Genomic DNA, 18,246 nt, shown 5'->3' with positions numbered 1-18,246 from the left:
TCAGGCTCCTTTCGCGGAAGACTGGCTGCCGTAGGCGGTGCCCCAGCCCCAGACCTCGGCACCCTTGCCGCGCTGGACCACGCGGGTGCGGAAGATGTCGGCGACCACATCACCGTCACCTGCCAGCAGGGCCTTGGTGGAACACATCTCGGCACAGGCGGGCAGCTTGCCCTCGGCCAGGCGGTTGCGGCCGTATTTCTCGAACTCGGCCTGGCTGCCGTTGGCCTCGGGGCCGCCGGCACAGAAGGTGCACTTGTCCATCTTGCCGCGCACACCGAAGGTGCCTTGCGATGGGAACTGCGGCGCACCGAACGGGCAGGCGTAGCTGCAGTAGCCGCAGCCAATGCACACGTCCTTGTCGTGCAGCACCACGCCTTCGTCGGTGCGGTAGAAGCACTGCACCGGGCACACGGCCATGCAGGGCGCGTCGGAGCAGTGCATGCACGCCACCGAGATGGATTTTTCGCCCGGCACACCGTCGTTGATGGTGACCACGCGGCGGCGGTTGACGCCCCAGGGCACCTCGTGCTCGTTCTTGCAGGCGGTGACGCAGCCGTTGCACTCGATGCAGCGCTCGGCGTCACAGATGAATTTCATTCTTGCCATGTCTGTGTCTCCTTACGCTTTTTCCACGTTGCAGATGGTGGTCTTGGTTTCTTGCATCATGGTCACGATGTCGTAACCATAGGTGGTGGCGGTGTTGACCGCCTCGCCGCGCACGATGGGCGCAGCGCCTTCCGGGTAGTGCGCCTTCATGTCCACGCCCTGCCAGCGGCCGGAGAAGTGGAAGGGCAGGAACACGGTGTCCGGGCCCACGCGCTCGGTCACCAGCGCCTGCACGTTGATGCGTGCACCGGTGGGCGTGCTCACCCACACGCGCTCGCCGTTGCGGATGCCACGCTGCGCGGCCGCGGCGGGGTTGATCTCGACGAACATCTCCTGCTGCAGTTCCGCCAGCCAGGGGTTGGAGCGGGTTTCCTCGCCACCACCCTCGTACTCCACCAGGCGGCCAGACGTCATGATCAGCGGGTACTTCTCGTAGACCTTGTCGTCCACGTTCTTCTGCTGCAGCGTCTTGTAGAGGATGGGCAGGCGCCAGCGGTTCTTCTGGTCGTCGTGGCTGGGGTACTTGGCCACCAGATCCGGACGGGTGCCATAGATGGGCTCGCGGTGCTGCGGGATGGGGTCGGGGAAGTTCCAGACCACGGCGCGCGCCTTGGCGTTGCCGAACGGGTGGCAACCGTGCTTCATGAAAACGCGGATCATGCCGCCGCTCGAATCGGTCTTCCAGTTCTTGCCCTCAGCCTTGGCCTTTTCGGCGTCGGTGAGTTCGTCCCACCAGCCCAGCTTCTTGAGCAGTTCGTCGGTCAGCTCGGGGTAGCCCGTGGTGATCTCGGCGCCCACGGAGTGCGAGCCGTCGGCCGCCAGCAGGCTGACGCCGTCCTTCTCGACACCGAAGTTGGCGCGGAAGTTGCCGCCGCCGTCCATCACGTGCTTGGAGGTGTCGTACAGGTTGGGGGAACCCGGGTGCTTCATCTCGGGCGTGCCGTAGCAGGGCCACGGCAGGCCGAAGTAGTCACCGGTCATGTCGTAGCCGGTTTCCTTGTCCACCACCTGGCCCTTGCACTTGAGCGTCTTCACATCGAAGGCGTTCATGTGACGCATGTGGGCCTTCAGGCGCTCGGGGCTGTGGCCGGTGTAACCAATGGTCCAGACGGACTTGTTGATCTCGCGCAGGATGTCCTCGGGCACGGGCTCGTCCATGCCCTTGACCTTCTGCATGCCGTAGTTCTTGACCAGTTCCTTGTCGAAGCCAAGCTTCTGTGCGAACTGGTACATGATCATGTGGTCGGTGCGGCTTTCCCACAGAGGTTCGATCACCTTGTCGCGCCACTGGATGGAGCGGTTGGACGCGGTACAGGAACCGCTGGTTTCGAACTGGGTGGCTGCGGGCAGCAGGTAGACGGCACGGTTGGGGTTGAGGTCCTCAGGCTTGCCGGGCATGGCCGCCATGGCGGCGGTAGCCGACGGGTAGGGATCGACCACCACCAGCAGGTCCAGCTTGTCCATGGCGCGCTTCATCTCCAGACCGCGCGTCTGCGAGTTGGGCGCATGGCCCCAGAAGAACATGCCACGGATGTTGGAACCCTGGTCCACGGCCTCCTTGTTTTCCAGCACACCGTCGATCCAGCGGGACACGGTGATGCCGGGCTTTTCCATCATGCCCTCGGCGTACTTGCCCTTGATCCAGTCGTAGTCCACGCCCCAGGTGGCGGCGAAGTGCTTCCACGAACCTGCGGCCAGACCGTAGTAGCCGGGCAGCGAGTCGGGGTTGGGGCCCACGTCGGTGGCGCCCTGCACGTTGTCGTGGCCACGGAAGATGTTGGTGCCGCCACCGCTCTTGCCCACATTGCCCAGGGCAAGCTGCAGGATGCACGAGGCACGCACCATGGCGTTGCCGATGGTGTGCTGCGTCTGACCCATGCACCAGACGATGGTGCCGGGACTGTTCTGGTGCAGCATGTGCGCCACGCGCAACATCTGCTCTTCCTTGACGCCGCAGGCCTCTTCCACCTTGTCGGGCGTCCACTTGGCCAGCACGTCAGCCTTGACGGCATCCATGCCGTACACGCGGTCGTTGATGTACTTCTTGTCTTCCCAGCCGTTCTTGAAGATGTGGTACAGCAGGCCGAACAGGAAGGGGATGTCGGTGCCGGAGCGGATGCGCACGTACTCGTCGGCCTTGGCGGCCGTGCGGGTGAAGCGCGGGTCCACCACGATCATCTTGCAGCCCGTTTCCTTGGCGTGCAGCATGTGCAGCATGGACACAGGGTGCGCCTCGGCGGCGTTGGAGCCGATGTACAGAGCGACCTTGCTGTTCTGCATGTCGTTGTACGAGTTGGTCATGGCCCCGTAACCCCAGGTGTTGGCCACGCCGGCCACCGTGGTGGAGTGACAGATGCGCGCCTGGTGGTCGCAGTTGTTGGTGCCCCAGAAGCTGACGAACTTGCGCAGCAGGTAGGCCTGCTCGTTGCTGTGCTTGGACGAACCCACGAAGTACACGCTGTCAGGGCCGCTGGCCTCGCGCAGCTCCTTCATGCGGGCGGTGATCTCGTCGAGCGCCTGGTCCCAGCCGATACGCTGGTACTTGCCGTTGACCAGCTTCATGGGGTAGCGCAGGCGGTATTCGCCGTGGCCGTGCTCGCGAATGGAAGCACCCTTGGCGCAGTGGGCGCCCAGGTTGATGGGCGAGTCGAACACCGGCTCCTGCCGGGTCCAGACGCCGTTTTCCACCACGGCATCGATCGCGCAGCCCACCGAGCAGTGCGTGCAGACGGTGCGCTTGACTTCGATCTTGCCGGTGCCGTCGATGGAACCGCCGGACGCGGCCTTGGCCTTCTTCACCAGCGTGAGCTGCGAGGCGGCCAGCCCCACCCCCACGCCAAGGCCGGAACGCCGTAGGAAGGCGCGGCGGTCCATGGTGGGCAGCGCGTGCGTGAAGCCGCGCCGCAGGCTGTTCACGAAACCTGCGCCTGCCTGTGGCCGGGAAGGACTCGTGCTGGAGGATGTTTTCTTGGTCAACAACATGTGAGTTCACCTCGCCCCGCAGGGCATGAAAGGATCACTGGGAATAGGGAGGCAGGGGCAAGGCCCTCTCGCGTCAGACGCGGGTTGTCTGGTAGTAGCGCTTGACGTGCTCGGACAGCGTGTAGCCACCGCCCCGCTCGGGCGACGGCTTGGCCTCAGGCTGTGCTTGTGAAGTCGCTACGGTGCCGACCGGGGCAACGGCCGCCACTGCGGCCACGGCACCCACGGTGCCCGCACCGGCAAACCAGCGGCGGCGGCTCAAGCCCTGCTGGGAGGAAGGGGTCTGCTGGCTCATGCGAATGTCTCCTGGAAACTGCGATCGAATGCGCCCGCAAGGTGGACTTGTGGGCTTTGTTCATAAGGGACTGTAGCGTCGCGAACACACTCGTGCAAGCGAGTACACACCTACCGCCGCCGCAAGGAATCGATTGGTGTTGAGCGCTGGTTTGCAGGATTTGTCAGAGCGGTTTTTTCGCAAGCAAGAGCCGGACCAAAAGCAGTCACTTATATAAAAACAGAGGTGCAGAAGGAAGCTCTCCCGGGCATCTGTGAACCCTCCGGAATCTGCGTCGCTTTGTCATTCTGTCGGCGACAAGTTGTCGCACCTTCCTGCGCCGCAACACCGTCATGCGGCAGGGTTTTTCACCCCTCAAAAGACTTAATACCCAACTAATTAATTAAGGAATTTCCGTAGAATCCCAGCGGGTGAACACCTCCCTTTCCTCCCCCTCGGCGCTGTTTCCTGCGTCCGCGCCACCGGCCACCGCCGACGGGTGGCCCCATTGGTCGATCCTGGTGGTGGACGACGAACAGGGCATGCGCAATTTCCTCATCAAGGTGCTGGCGCCGCGCTGCCGCTTCGTCGCAAGCACCGACAGCGCAGAGGAAGGTGCCGAATGGATGCGTTCGCAGCGCATCGATCTGGTGATCCTGGACATCTCCCTGCCTGGCAAGAGCGGGGTGGTCTGGCTCAAGGAACTGCGAGACCAGGGCTACAGCGGCGAGGTGATCCTGATCACGGCATTCGCCGATCTGGACACCGCCATCGAAGCGTTGCGAGCAGGCGCGTCGGACTTCATCCTCAAGCCTTTCCGCATTCCGCAGATCCTCAACGCCATCAAGCAGTGCCACGAACGCGCCCAGTTGCGCCGCGAGAACCACGTGCTGCGCCGCAACGCGCGGCTGCCGCGCCAGCAGGGCTCGGTGCTGGTGGGCCGCTCGCAGGCCACGTCGCGCCTGCGCGAGGCCATCGAGCGCATAGCCCCCATGCCCAGCACGGTGCTGGTGCAAGGTGAATCCGGCACGGGCAAGGAACTGGTGGCCAGGGAGCTGCACGCCCGCAGCCCGCGCGCCAGCGGGCCCTTTGTGCCGGTGAACTGCGCGGCGCTTTCGCCCGACGACATGGCGATGGAGCTGTTCGGCCACGCCCGCCACAGCAGCCAGGGGCAGACACACGCGCGCGACGGGCTTTTTTACTACGCCCAGGGCGGCACACTGTTCTTCGACGAGGTGGCCGAGCTGCCCTTGCCGGTGCAGGCCACCCTGCTGCGCGCCATTGAAGAACTGCAGATACGCCCCGTGGGCAGCCAGCAGCTGTTGCCTGTGGATGTGCGCATCGTTGCGGCCACCAACCGGCGGCTCAGCGACGAGGTGGCGGCCGGGCGCTTTCGCGCCGACCTGTACTACCGCCTGCAGGTGGTGGACATCGCGCTGGAGCCCCTGCGCGAACACAAGGAGGACATTGTTGACCTGCTGCGCCACTTCACCCTGGAGCTGGCGCCGGCGTTGGGCGTGGACCCGATCGACGTGACGGAGGATGAGCTGCGCTTCCTGCAGGAGTACGCCTGGCCTGGCAACGTGCGCGAGCTGCGCAACCTGGTGGAGCGGTCGCTGATCCTGGGCAAGCTGAACGTGTCGGCGCTCTACCCTGCCATGCCCAGTTCGCCGCCAGGCCTGGCCGCGGGCCGGCCGACCGACCTGCAGACGCTGGAGAAGCAGCACATTCTGGCGGTGCTGGAGTCGGTGCAGGGAGACAAGACCCGGGCCGCGCAGCTTCTGGGGGTGTCGCGCCGCACACTGGAGCGGCGCGTGGCCGAATGGGGCCAGGGCGGCCGCACCGAAGCAGGCCTGACATGACCTTGTGGAAAACGCCGGCCTGGATTGCCGGTTCCGTTCGCAACAAGCTGCTGGCCATGGCGCTGCTGCCGCTGGCGGTGGTGTTTCCGCTGCTGGTGCTGGCCTTGCTGACCTGGGCCAACGTGGCCTACGACCGGCTGCTGATCACCAAGATCCGTTCAGACCTGGCCGTGGCCAGCGGCTACTTCAACCAGGTCATGAACGAAGTGGGCTCCGGCACCCACGCGGTGGCCACTTCGCACGCGCTGCACCGGGCGCTGCAAGGCTTGCCGGCCGGTGCAGGCCGGCTGGTCCTGCCGCTGCCGCCAGGGTCGGGCGCCAGCGCCGACACCCCAGACATCTCGCGCGCCGCCAAGGCCATTGACCAGATGCTGTCGGGCGAACGCGAGCGGCTGGGGCTGGACTTCCTGGTGCTGGAGCGCGGGCCGCGCCAGGCTGGACGCTCACCCAAGCGGGGCTACAGCATGGAAGCCCTCACACTGACCACACCGCCACCCGCGCAGGCCGGCACAGACAACAGGAATGCCGCACGCCTGGTGCTGCTGCACACGGCGGCACTGCAGAAGCTGGCACCGCACCTGGAACACCGCCTGGGCATTCCGCTGGTGAGCACCCGCAACGCCACCCCCACCAGCCGCACCGTGGAGGACCGCGCGATGGTCATGCTGGCCAGCCTGCCCGTGCTGGACGCACAGGGGCGCCAGTGGGCCACCCTGCACGGCGGGCTGCTGCTCAACCAGAACCTGGATTTCATCGACCACATCAACCGCATCGTCTACCCCGAGGGCTCGCTGCCCTTTGGCAGCCAGGGCACGGCCACGCTGTTCCTGGAGGATGTTCGCATCACCACCAACGTGCGGCTGTTCCAGGACCAGCGCGCCATTGGCACGCGGGTGTCGCAATCGGTACGCGAAGCGGTGCTGGCACGCGGGCAGACCTGGCTGGACCGCGCCTTCGTCGTCAATGACTGGTACGTGAGCGCCTACGAGCCGCTGCTGGACGCGCACGGCGACCGCATCGGCATGTTGTACGTGGGCTTTCTGGAACAGCCCTTCCGCTGGGTGCGCTACGGCATGCTGGCGGTGATGGGGTTGATCTTCCTGGCGGTGATGGCGCTGGCGGCGGTGTTTTCGGTGCGCTGGGCGCGCAGCATCTTCAAGCCCGTGGAGCAGATGAACCAGACCATGCTGCGCGTGGAGAACGGCGAGGCACAGGCCCGTGTGGGCGAGGTGACCGCGCGCGACGAACTGGGTGCCCTGGCCAACCACCTGGACCACCTGCTGGACGTGGTGGACGACAACACCCGCCGCCTGCGCGAATGGGGCTTGACGCTGGACCGCAAGGTGGCCGAGCGCACACAGGAGCTGGAAGAAAGCAACGCCTCGCTGCGGCTGGCGCAGCAGCAGCTGGTGAAGTCCGAGAAGCTGGCGGCCATCGGGCAGCTCACGGCCAGCATTGCGCACGAGATCAACAACCCGATCGCGGTGATCCAGGGCAACCTGGACCTGATCCGAGAGACGCTGGGCGAGCAGACCGCCCCGGTGCGTGCCGAGATGAAGCTGCTGGACGAGCAGGTGGAACGCATGCGGCTGATCGTGACGCAGCTGCTGCAGTACGCGCGGCCCACCGAGTTTGCGGGCTATGTGGACGCGCTGGACCTGAACCGTGTGGCGGCCGACTGCCTGGTGCTGGTGGCGCACTTGCTGCAGCAGCGCCGAGTGAATGTGAAGCAGGACTGGCAGGCCACTGCACCTGTGGGCTGCAACCGGCAGGAGTTGCAGCAGGTGGTGATCAACCTGATGATCAACGCGATCCAGGCCATGCCGGAGGGCGGCGAGCTGCGCCTGCTGACGCGTGACTGGCTGGACGAAGCAGGTGAACCGCAGGGTGCTGTGCTGGAGGTGCAGGACCGTGGCCCGGGCTTGAGTCCGCAAGTGCGCGAGCGCTTGTTCACGCCGTTCTTCACGACGAAGAACGACGGGAATGGGCTGGGACTGTGGATCAGCCTGGGGCTGGTGGAGCGCTATGGTGGCCGGCTGGAGGCTGACAACCGCACGGATGGCCCTGGAGCGGCATTCCGTGTGCGGTTGCTGACGGAGCCGCGCGTGCCTGAGGCGAGTCAGGCGGGCACGGGGGATGGACGGCCTGGGCGGTTGGGTTGAGCTTCTGCTGGCTGCCTGTCCGTTGTTGTCGTTGACCTCGCTTGCTGCGGCAGGCCTGGCCCTGCGGGGGCTCATACTGTGGCGGTCGGCGCCGAGGCGCCGACTCCGCTGCGTCCACCCGCCTGGGGCCGGTGCGGCGGAACTCACTTCGTTCGCTTCGCTCACTGCGTTCAGACAGCCGCCGCAAGTCAGTTACGAAGCGCGCTAACGCGCGCCCGGCCCCAGACAGGCGGCCACAGCCGCCACAGAAATCGCTCCCACAGGGCCAGGCCTGCCGCAGCCAACCAAGATGGTGGAGCGCAACCGGTGGCGTGCCAACAATATCTCTGCCAAGGCGTGTGCGCCCAGGGGCTGGCGCGCCTTACGAGGTGCCGAGAAGCGCAGATGCCGTGGCTGCGCGCTTTAGCGCGCTTCGTTATCTAGCTTGCGGCGGCTGTCCGAACGGAGCGCTGCAAGCGCGCAGTGAGTTCCGCCGCGTAGCCACGGCATCGAGCATCGCAGGGGAGCCGGTGCTATGCACCGGCCGCCTCGTTGAAGCGCCAGCCCCTGGGCGCACACGCCTTGGCCACCAACACCTGGCGAAAACAGCAAGAGAACAGCCCTACTGCGAATCCAACATGTCAAACCCTTGCACTTCCACGCTCATGAAGGCACGGGTGAACTCTGCCAACGCCGCGTAGAAGCGCGCACGCGGGTGAGCGGCAACGGCGTCGCACATCGCCATCACCCAGGGCTGCAGGTGCTTGGCAAAAAAGGCCTGCTGCTGCGCCAGGTTGGACACGGTCACATCGTCCCCGGCAATGAGAAAACGCATCACCTCGCACAGGTAGGCGATGTGGTCCTCGGTCTCGGGCATCTGTTCGTCACGCCCCAGGCCCAGCTCGGCCAGATCGGAACGCAGAGCGGCCAGCGGCTTTTCGTTGAGGAAGCCACTCAGGTAGTGCGACGCAAACACGTACACCTCTGGCTTGCCTACCCCGCCGAACAGGGTGTGGAACTCGTCGCTCACTGCCTCGTCGCCCAGCTCACGGGCCTGGGCCACCAGGGCGCGCCAGGAATCTTCGAGGAAGCCGCCTGCCGCAGGGGCTTCGGTGGCCGCCACACGCAGTTGGGACAGCAGTTCCCCACCGGGCGGGGCGTAGTACAAGGCGGCCAGCAGGCCATAGACCTCGGCACGGGCGGTTTCTTCGTCCAGGCTGGAACGCACGGGAATGTCTGGGTTCATGGTGTTTCGCCGTTCACAGGTCGGTGATCTTGGTTTCGCTGCTGGTGTGGATGTCGATCACACGGCAGTCGCCGCACATCTTCAGGCGCTCGGCAGCCGCACCCTGGAACATGGCATGGCCCGAGAGGCGCGCCAGCATCGCCTCCACACCCTTGAGCGTGCCAAAGGGCTTGCCGCAACGGATGCAAGCATAAGGCGGCTGCTCGTTGACCACACGCGGCTGGCGGCGCTCTGCCGTCAGCAACAGGCGCGACTGCAGTTGCAGCGCATCTTCCGGGCAGGTCTTGACGCACAGGCCGCACTGCACGCAGTTCTTTTCAACAAAGCGCAGCTGCGGCTGGTTGGGGTTGTCCTGCAGGGCGTTGGCGGGGCAGGCGCTCACGCAGCTCAGGCACAGGGTGCAGGCGTCGCGGTTGACCACCACTGTGCCCAGCGGTGAACCTGCCGCAGGCAGGCCGATGGCCTCGGGCAAGGCGCTGACGGGGGCCTGCTGCATCAGGTGTTCAATGGCCAGTTCCAGCGTGGCGCGCTTGTCGGCCTGCACACCAAAGCTGGCGGGCGTTTTCACGGACTGCGCGGGCGCGACCCGGGCGGCAGCGTCCAGCAGGGGAATGTCGCGCGCGTCCCGCGCCTGCAGAATGCGCAGGTGCTCGCCCGTGTAACCCAGCCCGCTGAGTAGCGCCTGGCCCACGGCCATCTGCTCTTGCAGGGCGCGCAGATAGTCGGGCGCTTCCTCGTCGGTGGTGAGCAGCCACACCTGGCTGGCCCCTTGGGCAATGGCGCTCAGCCATACGTCCAGCCCCAGGCTGGCGGTGTGCCACACGGCCACCGGCAACACGCGCGCTGGAATGCCGCGCAGGGTCTTGTCGAGCTGTGCGGCACGACCCCAGTCGTCGATCAGGCGTTGTCCTGCCCCTTGGCTGTGGATCAGCAACACAGCGTCACGCCCGCCTGCCTTGGTGTACGTTTGCAGCAGCGTGCGCAGTTTGCTGCCCTGGTAGGGAGCAGCCGGGTAGGCGTAGCTCAACGCACCGCTGGGGCACACGGTGGTGCAGGCACCGCAACCCACGCACAGGTTGGGGTTGACGTGAATCTGCTGACGCTCCACCTGACTGCTGATGGCGGACGCGGAACACACATCCACACAGGCACGGCAGCCCACCTGTTCGTTGCGGCCATGAGCGCACAAGCGTTGCTTGTACTGAAAGAAACGGGGTTTTTCGAACTCGCCCACCAGCTCGCGCAGTTGCAGGAGCGCGGCGAGTTGCGCGTCGGCGCCCGCCTGCGGCGGCAGGTGCAGGTAGCCCTGCGGCAGCGCGTGCTGAGTGAACGCGCGCTGCTCGCGCAGGTCCAGCACCAGGTCAAAAGCTTCATCCTGTGCTGCGGCCTCGCGCTGGAAGTCGATGGCACCGGGCGCCTCGCAAACGCGCACGCAGTCGCGGTGGGACCGGCAGGCGTCCATGTCGATCTGGTAGTCCAGGCCGATCGCGCCTTCCGGACAGGCTGCCACGCAAGCGTTGCAGCGGGTGCACAGGTCCAGCGCGATGGGGTTGTTCTGCGCCCAGCGCACCTGGAAGGCCCCGAGCCAGCCCGTGACCTGTTGCAACTGCCCCGCCAGCACAGGGTAACGGCGTTCCTGGCGGCCCGCGCCGCCCGTGGCGAACAGGCTCACGTCCAGCACATCGTCCAGGCGCGCAGCCAAGGCTTCGGCACGCTCCAACGGGCCGATGATGAGCAACCTGCCGCTACTGCGGTAGGTCACCGTGGGCACCGGGTCCGGGTCGGGCAGGCGGGCCGCTGCCAGCAGGGCTGCCATCTTGGGCGTGGCCTGCGCGGCGTCACGGCTCCAGCCGCCCGTTTCGCGGATGTTGACGAAGCGGATGGGGCGCACGTCCAGCGGCACGGCCCCTTCGGTCTGTTCGGACAGTTCATTGAACAGGCGCGATTCCTGGGTGCAGGCCACCACCAGGTCGTCGGCACTGCGGGTGGCGCGCTGGAAGGCAGGTGCCTCGCGACGACACAGGGTGGTGTGCACAGTGAGTGGCTCGCCCAGCGCACGGCCCAGGGCCTCGCCGTCCAGCGGCATGGTGCGGTTGCAGTTGCAGATCAGGGTGGTCATGGTGTCTTGGGGGTCGGGCTGTCGTCGGCTGCCTGCGGCGCGGGTTCGGCCTTGTCACGGGCTTCGGCTTCGCTCGTGGCTGCGGGCGGTTGGCTGGCGGCCTGGGGTTCTGTGGTCTGTGCCGGTTGGGGCGGGTCTTTCGGTTCCTGCGGCTCGTCAAAGAGCTTCATGAACTGCGCACTGACCAATTGGCGGGCCAGCGCTGGTGGCAGCGGGTCGGGCTGCGAGTAGTCGTCGATGTAGATGTCCAGCCCATCCATGACGTTGAACTTCGGGTCGGCGAAGAGCTTGCGCATGGCGGCGTTGCGCACTTCGGGCGACACCTCGCGGGCAACAAAGGGGCTGAAGTCGGCTTCCGGCGTGAGTGCCTTCACGTCGTCAAGCGATAGCGCCGGTGGCGGCTCGGCCACCGCCTCATCGGCACGCCGGGCGGGGTGTTTGTCCGAGGGCGCAGGCACCTCTGGCGGCAATGGCTGCACGACCGGGCGGCTGACAGCAGGAGCGATGGCCGCTTCACCCGTCAACGGCGCGGACACAACGGGCACGACCTGTCGGGGCGGCTCGGCAGGCACGGCCTGGCCGGTGCGCACCTGCGCCTTGCGGCGCGACCAGCGGCCAAAGAAGCCCGCGTCGTCGTCGCGTTCGGGTGCCTTGTCACTCACCGCGCTCTCCTTCAGGGCGGCCACGCGTCTTGCCGGTGCTGATGCTGGCGGGGTTGCCGAAACGGTCGGTCAACGGCTGAAAGCTGTCGGGGCGCTTGCGGCGCTTGGGTTCGGGCACGTAATGGGCTTGCACGAAGGCGGCGAGCCACTCCACCACCGGCCCGGGTGCGGGGACCTGGTCCACGCGCTCCTGGGCGTCCAGCCAGCGGCCCGCGTCGTGGTAGCTCAGCGTCACCACCTGCGGTTCGGGCAGGGCCTCTTCACCCCCCTCTTCCGCCAGGCGCCACATCACCCAGAAGCAAGGGCTGGGCGATGCCAGGTTCAGGTAGTAGCCCTCGGCGTCGTCGCGGTAGAGGGTGACGGGCAGGCGGGGAAACAGCCAGTGGCTGGTGCCCGCGCTGGCTTCACCTTCGGCGGGTTCCAGGGCCACGGCCTCGCCCGCATGCACATTGGGCGGCAAGGGGGGCAGGTCTTGCTGGGGCACCACATCTGCCAACACCCAACGCCAGCGCTGCCAACGGCTCATGGGGCCGGTGACCGGCTCGCGGCGCATGACCACACCCACCTCGATGGCGGGGCGCGCGGGGTTGGTTGTCTCGTTCATATGTTGGGCCATCACAGGCCGCAATGTAAGGCATGCGTTGCGACAATTTGTCGCAAACCGGCCCTCGCGTCAGGGGGCGCGGGAATACCCTCAATAAGCAAAAGGGCATGCCCCGGAATACGTGTCTGACCCAGATACTGGAAATGGCACCTTGACAACTCATTACCACGCATCCGTGTGATGCCGATCAGATTCTTGTCAACATGGCGTGGGCATCGTCGTAACCAAGCCGGAACGCTGTATCGACCGTCGCCCGTTTAGTGCAGTCCCAGGTCGAAACCGGTACTGGTCGACTCGGTTGCCAATACAGGCGGTCGTGGAAGCGGAACAGTGGTGGGCGTGTCGGATAGTGGCGTGTCAACATTACCAACGTGCCAATGCGCTCAGCCTGAGTCTGATCAGGTATCGGCGCATTGTCGGTATAACCACCGTCGAATGCGTAGCCACCCGTGAGTCGGACGGCAGGCATGATTGGCGGAGGTGCAGCCGCAGCCAACAGCACGCTATGTGCGTCAGAGGCGCTACCGCATAGCGTGAGATCAATAAACTCTTGGCGTAGCCCTAAGCGGCCAGGTAGGCGTGGGTGGATGCTGTGCCAAATCTTCTTGTCCACCAAATAGGCGACCGTTCCAACCGCGACGCTACCAACCAGGCCGAGTAGCCGCGAAGGGCGTGTAACTGCTACCTGTAGAGACGCTCCACAGGTACGCAATTGACCGAAGGTTTTCTCGTTTACGAAGGCGTCTAGCCACGCCGGATAGACACTCTGATGTGCGAACTTGAGGCGACCACGGCGCAAGCCACGCCAATCGAAGATACGATTGGTCTGGCCATATAGCTCCCGACATGCAGCCAAAGCAGCCTCAGGACCTGTCGTCAGGCAGGCTGCAGCGATCGCTGCGCCAGCACTCGTGCCGACCCATTGTTTTGGTAACGGCCATCCAGCCTCAAGCAGACGACTGATTGCGCCTGCCTGCCACCAGCAACGATTGCCTCCACCGGCCAGAGCCAGCGTAGACAGACCTGCCCAAGCCTGTGAGGTCGGAAACGGCGGAATGCCCGCGCTCATATTCACGGAGCCGTGCTGCAAGCCGACGGAAAATGCCTCTAACTGGGCGCGATCAAACATCAGCCGACCTCCTTGATTCCGCAGCAAGATGCCTGCAGACCCTCAACTGAAACCGGCAGTTTAAGCACTGTGTGCCGTGCCACACAGCTGGCGAGACCAAACATCACAAAGAATGGCGTGCGGTGTGCTTAGGCTTCCGCGACACGCAGCATGGAAGGTACTACCGCTTGCGCCGCTGCGGCGCAAGCAGCTCAGACCGGCCGATGGTTACACGGGTTGGTTCTGGCGGTTCTGGGGCGGAAAAACCGGCTGCGGCAATAGCGGTATCCAAGCCCTTGAATGCCACGGACTTCTTCGGGTCGCGCAGCGACGCCATGCCTTCATTCCACGCATGCACCATCTGCTTGGCAACTGGGCGCCAGCGCGGCTCATTCCTTGCGGCATCCATCACCTCTTCACCTACCTGCACTGCCGACTCACACAGGCGCTCTACCATCTCGGCGTAGTGCCGCGGCGCAATGCCCAGCCGGGCGATGAAGAAGCGCTGCAGTGCTTTGCCCGCCGCCCAGGTTTGTCGGCCGTCTATAGACAGGCCTGGCGGGTTGCTCGCGTAACGCGGGTAGGCCTGGGTTGTCACGATGTCAAAAACCGGCGTGAAGCCCACGTCGGTGAGCTGGGTGTAGTACAAGGCGATGTTCTTGGCGTGGCAGTCCGCGTTGCGCACCACATAGTTGGTCAGCACATGCCAGCCAAATCGTTCCAACTGAACACGCACCTGCGCTGGCCGAAAGTAAGCACGCGCAGCGTTGAGCACTTTTTCAGTGGTAGTGGCGTATTTTTCGTGCGGAGGCAGGCCGAGCAGCCCGCAGGCATCCTCCAGCCCATGCGTGGGCGTGCCATGCTCGTCCACGTCAAAGCGATCCACCACCAGCACCCGGCCATCATCAGACATGCGGGTACGGGCCACCGGCACAACATTCAGCCGCTCCAGCACGCGCATGCTGTAGAACTCGTTGAAGCCTAGGTAGGGTGTGCTGTCGTCCGAGCCCTTGATGATGTGGCGGCTGGTGCGCAAGGTAGGTTTACCCAGCGGACCCAGGGACTCACCGGGTGTTTCTTCGGGTGCGATGAACTTGGGCACCATGCCAGAAATCGCCGCACGGGCATAGCGGCGCACCAGTGTTGCGAAGTGCCCTGCGGTGTTCTCTGCCGTCAGCAGGCTATCAACCTGCAGGGGCTCCATCTCTACACCAGCTTTGCCCCCTTCGGGTGTGACCGTGACCCGGCCGATGCCTGAGCCGCCAACAACTGCCAGCAAAGTCAGATCCGTGCCATCGAGCAGTGGTCCGAACTCCTCGCGAATGATGTTCAGCAAATAGCCTTCGGGCAGGTTCTGACGAAAGAACGGGTGCAGGTCGCGCGGCCAACGCCAGGGCTCCTGCCGCACGGGCATGGTCAGGCTGACGAAATCCGCCGGACCGGCGCTTGGTAAATACTTGAGGACATACTCGTCGCGCTCCCGGTAAAGCTGGGCAACGGTCTTGCCACTGACCTGAACATCAAGCCTCATGCGGCATCACCCCGGCGCTGCTCGGCGAGGATGTCCTCGACCGTGCGCACGTGACCGGGTTTCACCAACCTCAGGTCGTAGCCAGCGGCTTCAAGCAAGCGCACCAGTGCAGACACGCTCATGTCGCCCTTGGCCAGGTTTTCCATCCGCGCCACAGTGGTGCGGGCAACACCCGCCCGCTGGGCAAGTTCATCCTGGCTCAGCCCCGCTTCACGTCGGGCACTTCTGAGCATCTCAGCAACGTCGGACAGCGTCGTCAATGTAGCCCTCGGGCGTCAAAATGGTCTTTCATGACTCATAGTGTAGCCCTTGGGACACAAAAACTCAAGTACCCCCGCCAGGTTGCAGCTCAGTAGGTCTCCAGGTGCAGGCGGCCTTCCTTCTTGAGTGCCGCACCCAGTGTGTCCCAGTCCAGCCCGGCCTGCTGCGCCACGTCGCGCAGCGCCAGCACCACGCCCTCTTCCATGCTCTTGAGTCCGCAGACGTAGATGCAGGTGTTGGCGTCCTTCAGCAGCTCGACCAGATCGGCAGCGCGCTCGCGCATCAGGTCCTGCACGTAGCGCTTGGGGGCGCCGGGCGTGCGGCTGAAGGCCAGGTTGATGTCGATGAAGTCCTTGGGCAGCTTCTGCAGCGGGCCGAAGTAAGGCAGTTCCTGCTGCGTGCGGGCGCCGAAGAACAGCATGAGCTTGCCGCTTTCGAACTTGCCGCTGGCACGCAGGCGGCGGCGCCACTCGGTCATGGCGCGCATGGGTGCGCTGCCGGTGCCGGTGCAGATCATCACGATGTTGGAGCGCGGGTGGTTGGGCATCAGGAACGATGCGCCAAACGGCCCGATCACCTGCACCGTGTCGCCCACCTTCAGGTCGCACAGGTAGTTGGAACACACGCCGCGCACGGGCTGGCCCTGGTGATCTTCCACCACGCGCTTGACCGTGACCGACACGTTGTTGTAGCCGGGCCGCTCACCGTTGCGCGGGCTGGCAATGGAATACTGGCGTGCGTGATGCGGCTTGCCGTTGGCGTCCACCCCCGGCGGCACAATGCCCAGCGACTGGCCTTCGAGCACTGGGAAAGGCATGGCGCCAAAGTCCAGCACGATGTGGTGCGTCTCGCTCGACGTGCCCGCCTCGCTGACCTGGAAGTTGCCCACGACGGTGGCCGTGGTGGGCGCCTTGGGGCCGTAGAGGTTGACATAAGGATGCGCGGCGGACCACGGCGGCACGGTGGCGCCATAGGCTGCACTGTTGAACGGTGCTTCGCCCGCGCCAGCCGAGGCCAGCGTGGCGGCTGCCGTTGCAGACGCAGCCTGCACCACCGCATCAGCCAGCTGCGCGGCCTCGGGCGCACCGCCCATGGCCTGCAACTCATCGTCAGACAGCGCTGCGGGCAGCTCGTCCCAACCCAGCTGCTCTTCCACGCTGTACGCCTTGACGCGCGGCATGGTGCGCCAGTTGTCGATCGAGCCCGTCGGGCACGGCGGCACGCAGGCCATGCACAGGTTGCACTTCTCGGCATCCACCACGTAGTTGCGCGAATCGTGCGTGATCGCCTGCACCGGGCAGGTGGCCTCGCAGGTGTTGCAGCGGATGCAGATCTCGGGGTCGATCAGATGCTGCTGGATCAGGACGGCTTCGGTGCTCATCAGTTGAACCGGACGTATTCGAAGTTGACAGGCTGGCGGTTGATGCCCATGACCGGCGGAGCAATCCAGTTGGCGAACTTGCCCGGCTCGACCACTCGGCCCATGAGGCTGCCCACGTAGGCGCGGTCTTCATCGGTCGGCAGCCACTGCTCGACATTCTGATTCCATTCGTGGTCGCTGACCACCCGGCCTTCGGGGCTGACCTTGACGCCAGCAAGGGTACCGATGTTGCGGTGGAAGGCCTTGTGCGGCACCTTCAGCTTGAAGGGGATGCCGGCCTTTTCGATGATGCGGTTCCAGCGCTCCACGCCACCCACGGAGTCCTTGATGTAGTCGTCGCGCAGCACTTCGTTCAGGGCGTTGAGCATGGGCACGTCCTTCTCGACGAGCTGGCCGTTCTGCACGTCCAGGATCTTGTAGGTCTGGCCCTTGAGCACGTGGTCGTCGGTGCGCTTGCCTTCTTCGTAGCGGCCCTTCAGGCCGGAGCTGTAGAAGGTGGCGGCGTTGGACGACTGGTCGGCACCGAACAGGTCGATGGTGACGCTGAAGTGGAAGTTCAGGTAGCGCTGGATGGTGGGCAGGTCGATCACGCCTGCCGCACGCAGCTTGCCCACGTCGTCGGTCTTGAACTGGTTCATCGCGTCCACGGTGCGCTGGATGACGCGGCCCACGCCGGATTCGCCCACGAACATGTGGTGCGCCTCTTCGGTCAGCATGAACTTGGTGGTGCGGGCCAGGGGATCGAAGCTCGACTCGGCCAGCGCGCACAGCTGGAACTTGCCGTCGCGGTCGGTGAAGTAGGTGAACATGAAGAAGCTCAGCCAGTCGGGCGTCTTCTCGTTGAAGGCCTGCAGGATGCGCGGGTTGTCGGCGTTGCCGCTGTTGCGCTCAAGCAGGGCTTCGGCTTCTTCACGGCCGTCCTTGCCGAAGTACTTGTGCAGCAGGTACACCATGGCCCACAGGTGGCGGCCTTCTTCCACGTTCACCTGGAACAGGTTGCGCAGGTCGTACTGGCTGGGCGCGGTCAGGCCCAGGTGGCGCTGCTGCTCCACGGACGCGGGTTCGGTGTCGCCCTGCGTGACGATGATGCGGCGCAGGTTGGCGCGGTGTTCGCCAGGCACATCTTGCCATGCGGCTTCGCCGATGTGGTCACCGAAGTGGATCTTGCGGCCTTCCTCAGCGGGGTTGAGGAAGATGCCCCAGCGGTAGTCGGGCATCTTGACGTGGCCGAACTGCGCCCAGCCCTGCGGGTCCACGCTGACGGCGGTGCGCAGGTACACGTCGAAGTTCTGCGAGCCTTCGGGGCCCATGTCCTGCCACCATTGCAGGTAGTTGGGCTGCCAGTGCTCCAGCGCGCGCTGCAGCGTGCGGTCTTCGCTGAGGTTGACGTTGTTGGGAATCTTCTCGCTGTAGTTGATGCTCGACATGTTTTTGCTCCTGCGGATGCTTGCTCGGTGGACTGCCGTTCG

At 65.1% G+C, this 18,246-nt stretch carries 14 protein-coding genes; 2 read left to right on the top strand and 12 right to left on the bottom strand.

Annotation, left to right across the window (positions count from 1 at the left end):
- The 3 genes from fdh3B to ACYVHH_RS12945 form a co-directional block, all read right to left on the bottom strand.
- Window positions 1–606 (bottom strand): formate dehydrogenase FDH3 subunit beta, encoded by a 606-nt coding sequence (gene fdh3B / locus ACYVHH_RS12955; protein ID WP_460565587.1) that lies wholly within the window; start codon window positions 604–606, stop codon window positions 1–3.
- 12 nt (window positions 607–618) lie between these two features.
- Entirely contained in the window at window positions 619–3,588 is a 2,970-nt protein-coding gene (locus ACYVHH_RS12950) for a formate dehydrogenase subunit alpha (RefSeq protein WP_460565586.1), read from the bottom strand.
- Window positions 3,589–3,661: 73 nt separating this feature from the next.
- Window positions 3,662–3,883, bottom strand: a complete 222-nt coding sequence (locus tag ACYVHH_RS12945; RefSeq protein WP_460565585.1) for a formate dehydrogenase — start codon at window positions 3,881–3,883, stop codon at window positions 3,662–3,664.
- A gap of 410 nt (window positions 3,884–4,293) precedes the next feature.
- On the opposite strand from ACYVHH_RS12945, the gene ACYVHH_RS12940 reads away from it, so the two are divergent.
- A complete protein-coding gene (locus ACYVHH_RS12940; protein ID WP_460565584.1) occupies window positions 4,294–5,724 on the top strand; it encodes a sigma-54-dependent transcriptional regulator in 1,431 nt (476 codons plus the stop codon).
- A complete protein-coding gene (locus ACYVHH_RS12935; protein ID WP_460565583.1) occupies window positions 5,721–7,886 on the top strand; it encodes a sensor histidine kinase in 2,166 nt (721 codons plus the stop codon). Before ACYVHH_RS12940 ends, ACYVHH_RS12935 begins: the two co-directional genes overlap by 4 nt.
- A gap of 601 nt (window positions 7,887–8,487) precedes the next feature.
- Here ACYVHH_RS12935 and ACYVHH_RS12930 read toward each other — a convergent pair.
- The 9 genes from ACYVHH_RS12930 to boxB form a co-directional block, all read right to left on the bottom strand.
- Entirely contained in the window at window positions 8,488–9,111 is a 624-nt protein-coding gene (locus ACYVHH_RS12930) for a TorD/DmsD family molecular chaperone (protein ID WP_460565582.1), read from the bottom strand.
- A 13-nt stretch (window positions 9,112–9,124) separates the two neighbouring features.
- A complete protein-coding gene (locus tag ACYVHH_RS12925) occupies window positions 9,125–11,197 on the bottom strand; it encodes a 4Fe-4S binding protein (protein ID WP_460565663.1) in 2,073 nt (690 codons plus the stop codon).
- 29 nt (window positions 11,198–11,226) lie between these two features.
- Window positions 11,227–11,892 carry a DUF3306 domain-containing protein gene (locus tag ACYVHH_RS12920; RefSeq protein ID WP_460565581.1) on the bottom strand — a complete coding sequence of 222 codons (666 nt, stop codon included), beginning with the start codon at window positions 11,890–11,892 and terminating at the stop codon, window positions 11,227–11,229.
- Window positions 11,885–12,496 (bottom strand): DUF3305 domain-containing protein, encoded by a 612-nt coding sequence (locus ACYVHH_RS12915; RefSeq protein WP_460565580.1) that lies wholly within the window; start codon window positions 12,494–12,496, stop codon window positions 11,885–11,887. Before ACYVHH_RS12915 ends, ACYVHH_RS12920 begins: the two co-directional genes overlap by 8 nt.
- A 187-nt stretch (window positions 12,497–12,683) precedes the next feature.
- The gene (locus ACYVHH_RS12910; protein WP_460565579.1) at window positions 12,684–13,625 is read right to left on the bottom strand and encodes a patatin-like phospholipase family protein; all 942 of its coding nucleotides are present in this window, start codon (window positions 13,623–13,625) and stop codon (window positions 12,684–12,686) included.
- A gap of 160 nt (window positions 13,626–13,785) precedes the next feature.
- Window positions 13,786–15,135 carry a type II toxin-antitoxin system HipA family toxin gene (locus ACYVHH_RS12905; protein ID WP_460565578.1) on the bottom strand — a complete coding sequence of 450 codons (1,350 nt, stop codon included), beginning with the start codon at window positions 15,133–15,135 and terminating at the stop codon, window positions 13,786–13,788.
- A complete protein-coding gene (locus tag ACYVHH_RS12900) occupies window positions 15,132–15,395 on the bottom strand; it encodes a helix-turn-helix domain-containing protein (RefSeq protein WP_460565577.1) in 264 nt (87 codons plus the stop codon). The genes ACYVHH_RS12905 and ACYVHH_RS12900 overlap by 4 nt, the downstream gene beginning before the upstream one ends.
- Before the next feature lie 89 nt (window positions 15,396–15,484).
- Window positions 15,485–16,777 (bottom strand): benzoyl-CoA 2,3-epoxidase subunit BoxA, encoded by a 1,293-nt coding sequence (boxA, locus tag ACYVHH_RS12895; RefSeq protein WP_460565576.1) that lies wholly within the window; start codon window positions 16,775–16,777, stop codon window positions 15,485–15,487.
- A complete protein-coding gene (gene boxB, locus ACYVHH_RS12890; protein WP_460565575.1) occupies window positions 16,777–18,204 on the bottom strand; it encodes a benzoyl-CoA 2,3-epoxidase subunit BoxB in 1,428 nt (475 codons plus the stop codon). Before boxB ends, boxA begins: the two co-directional genes overlap by 1 nt.
- Window positions 18,205–18,246 lie beyond the last annotated feature (42 nt).

The organism is Hydrogenophaga aquatica (assembly GCF_054780915.1).
Note: the sequence above shows the minus strand (reverse complement) of the source record. Positions and strands in the feature narration are given on the sequence as shown.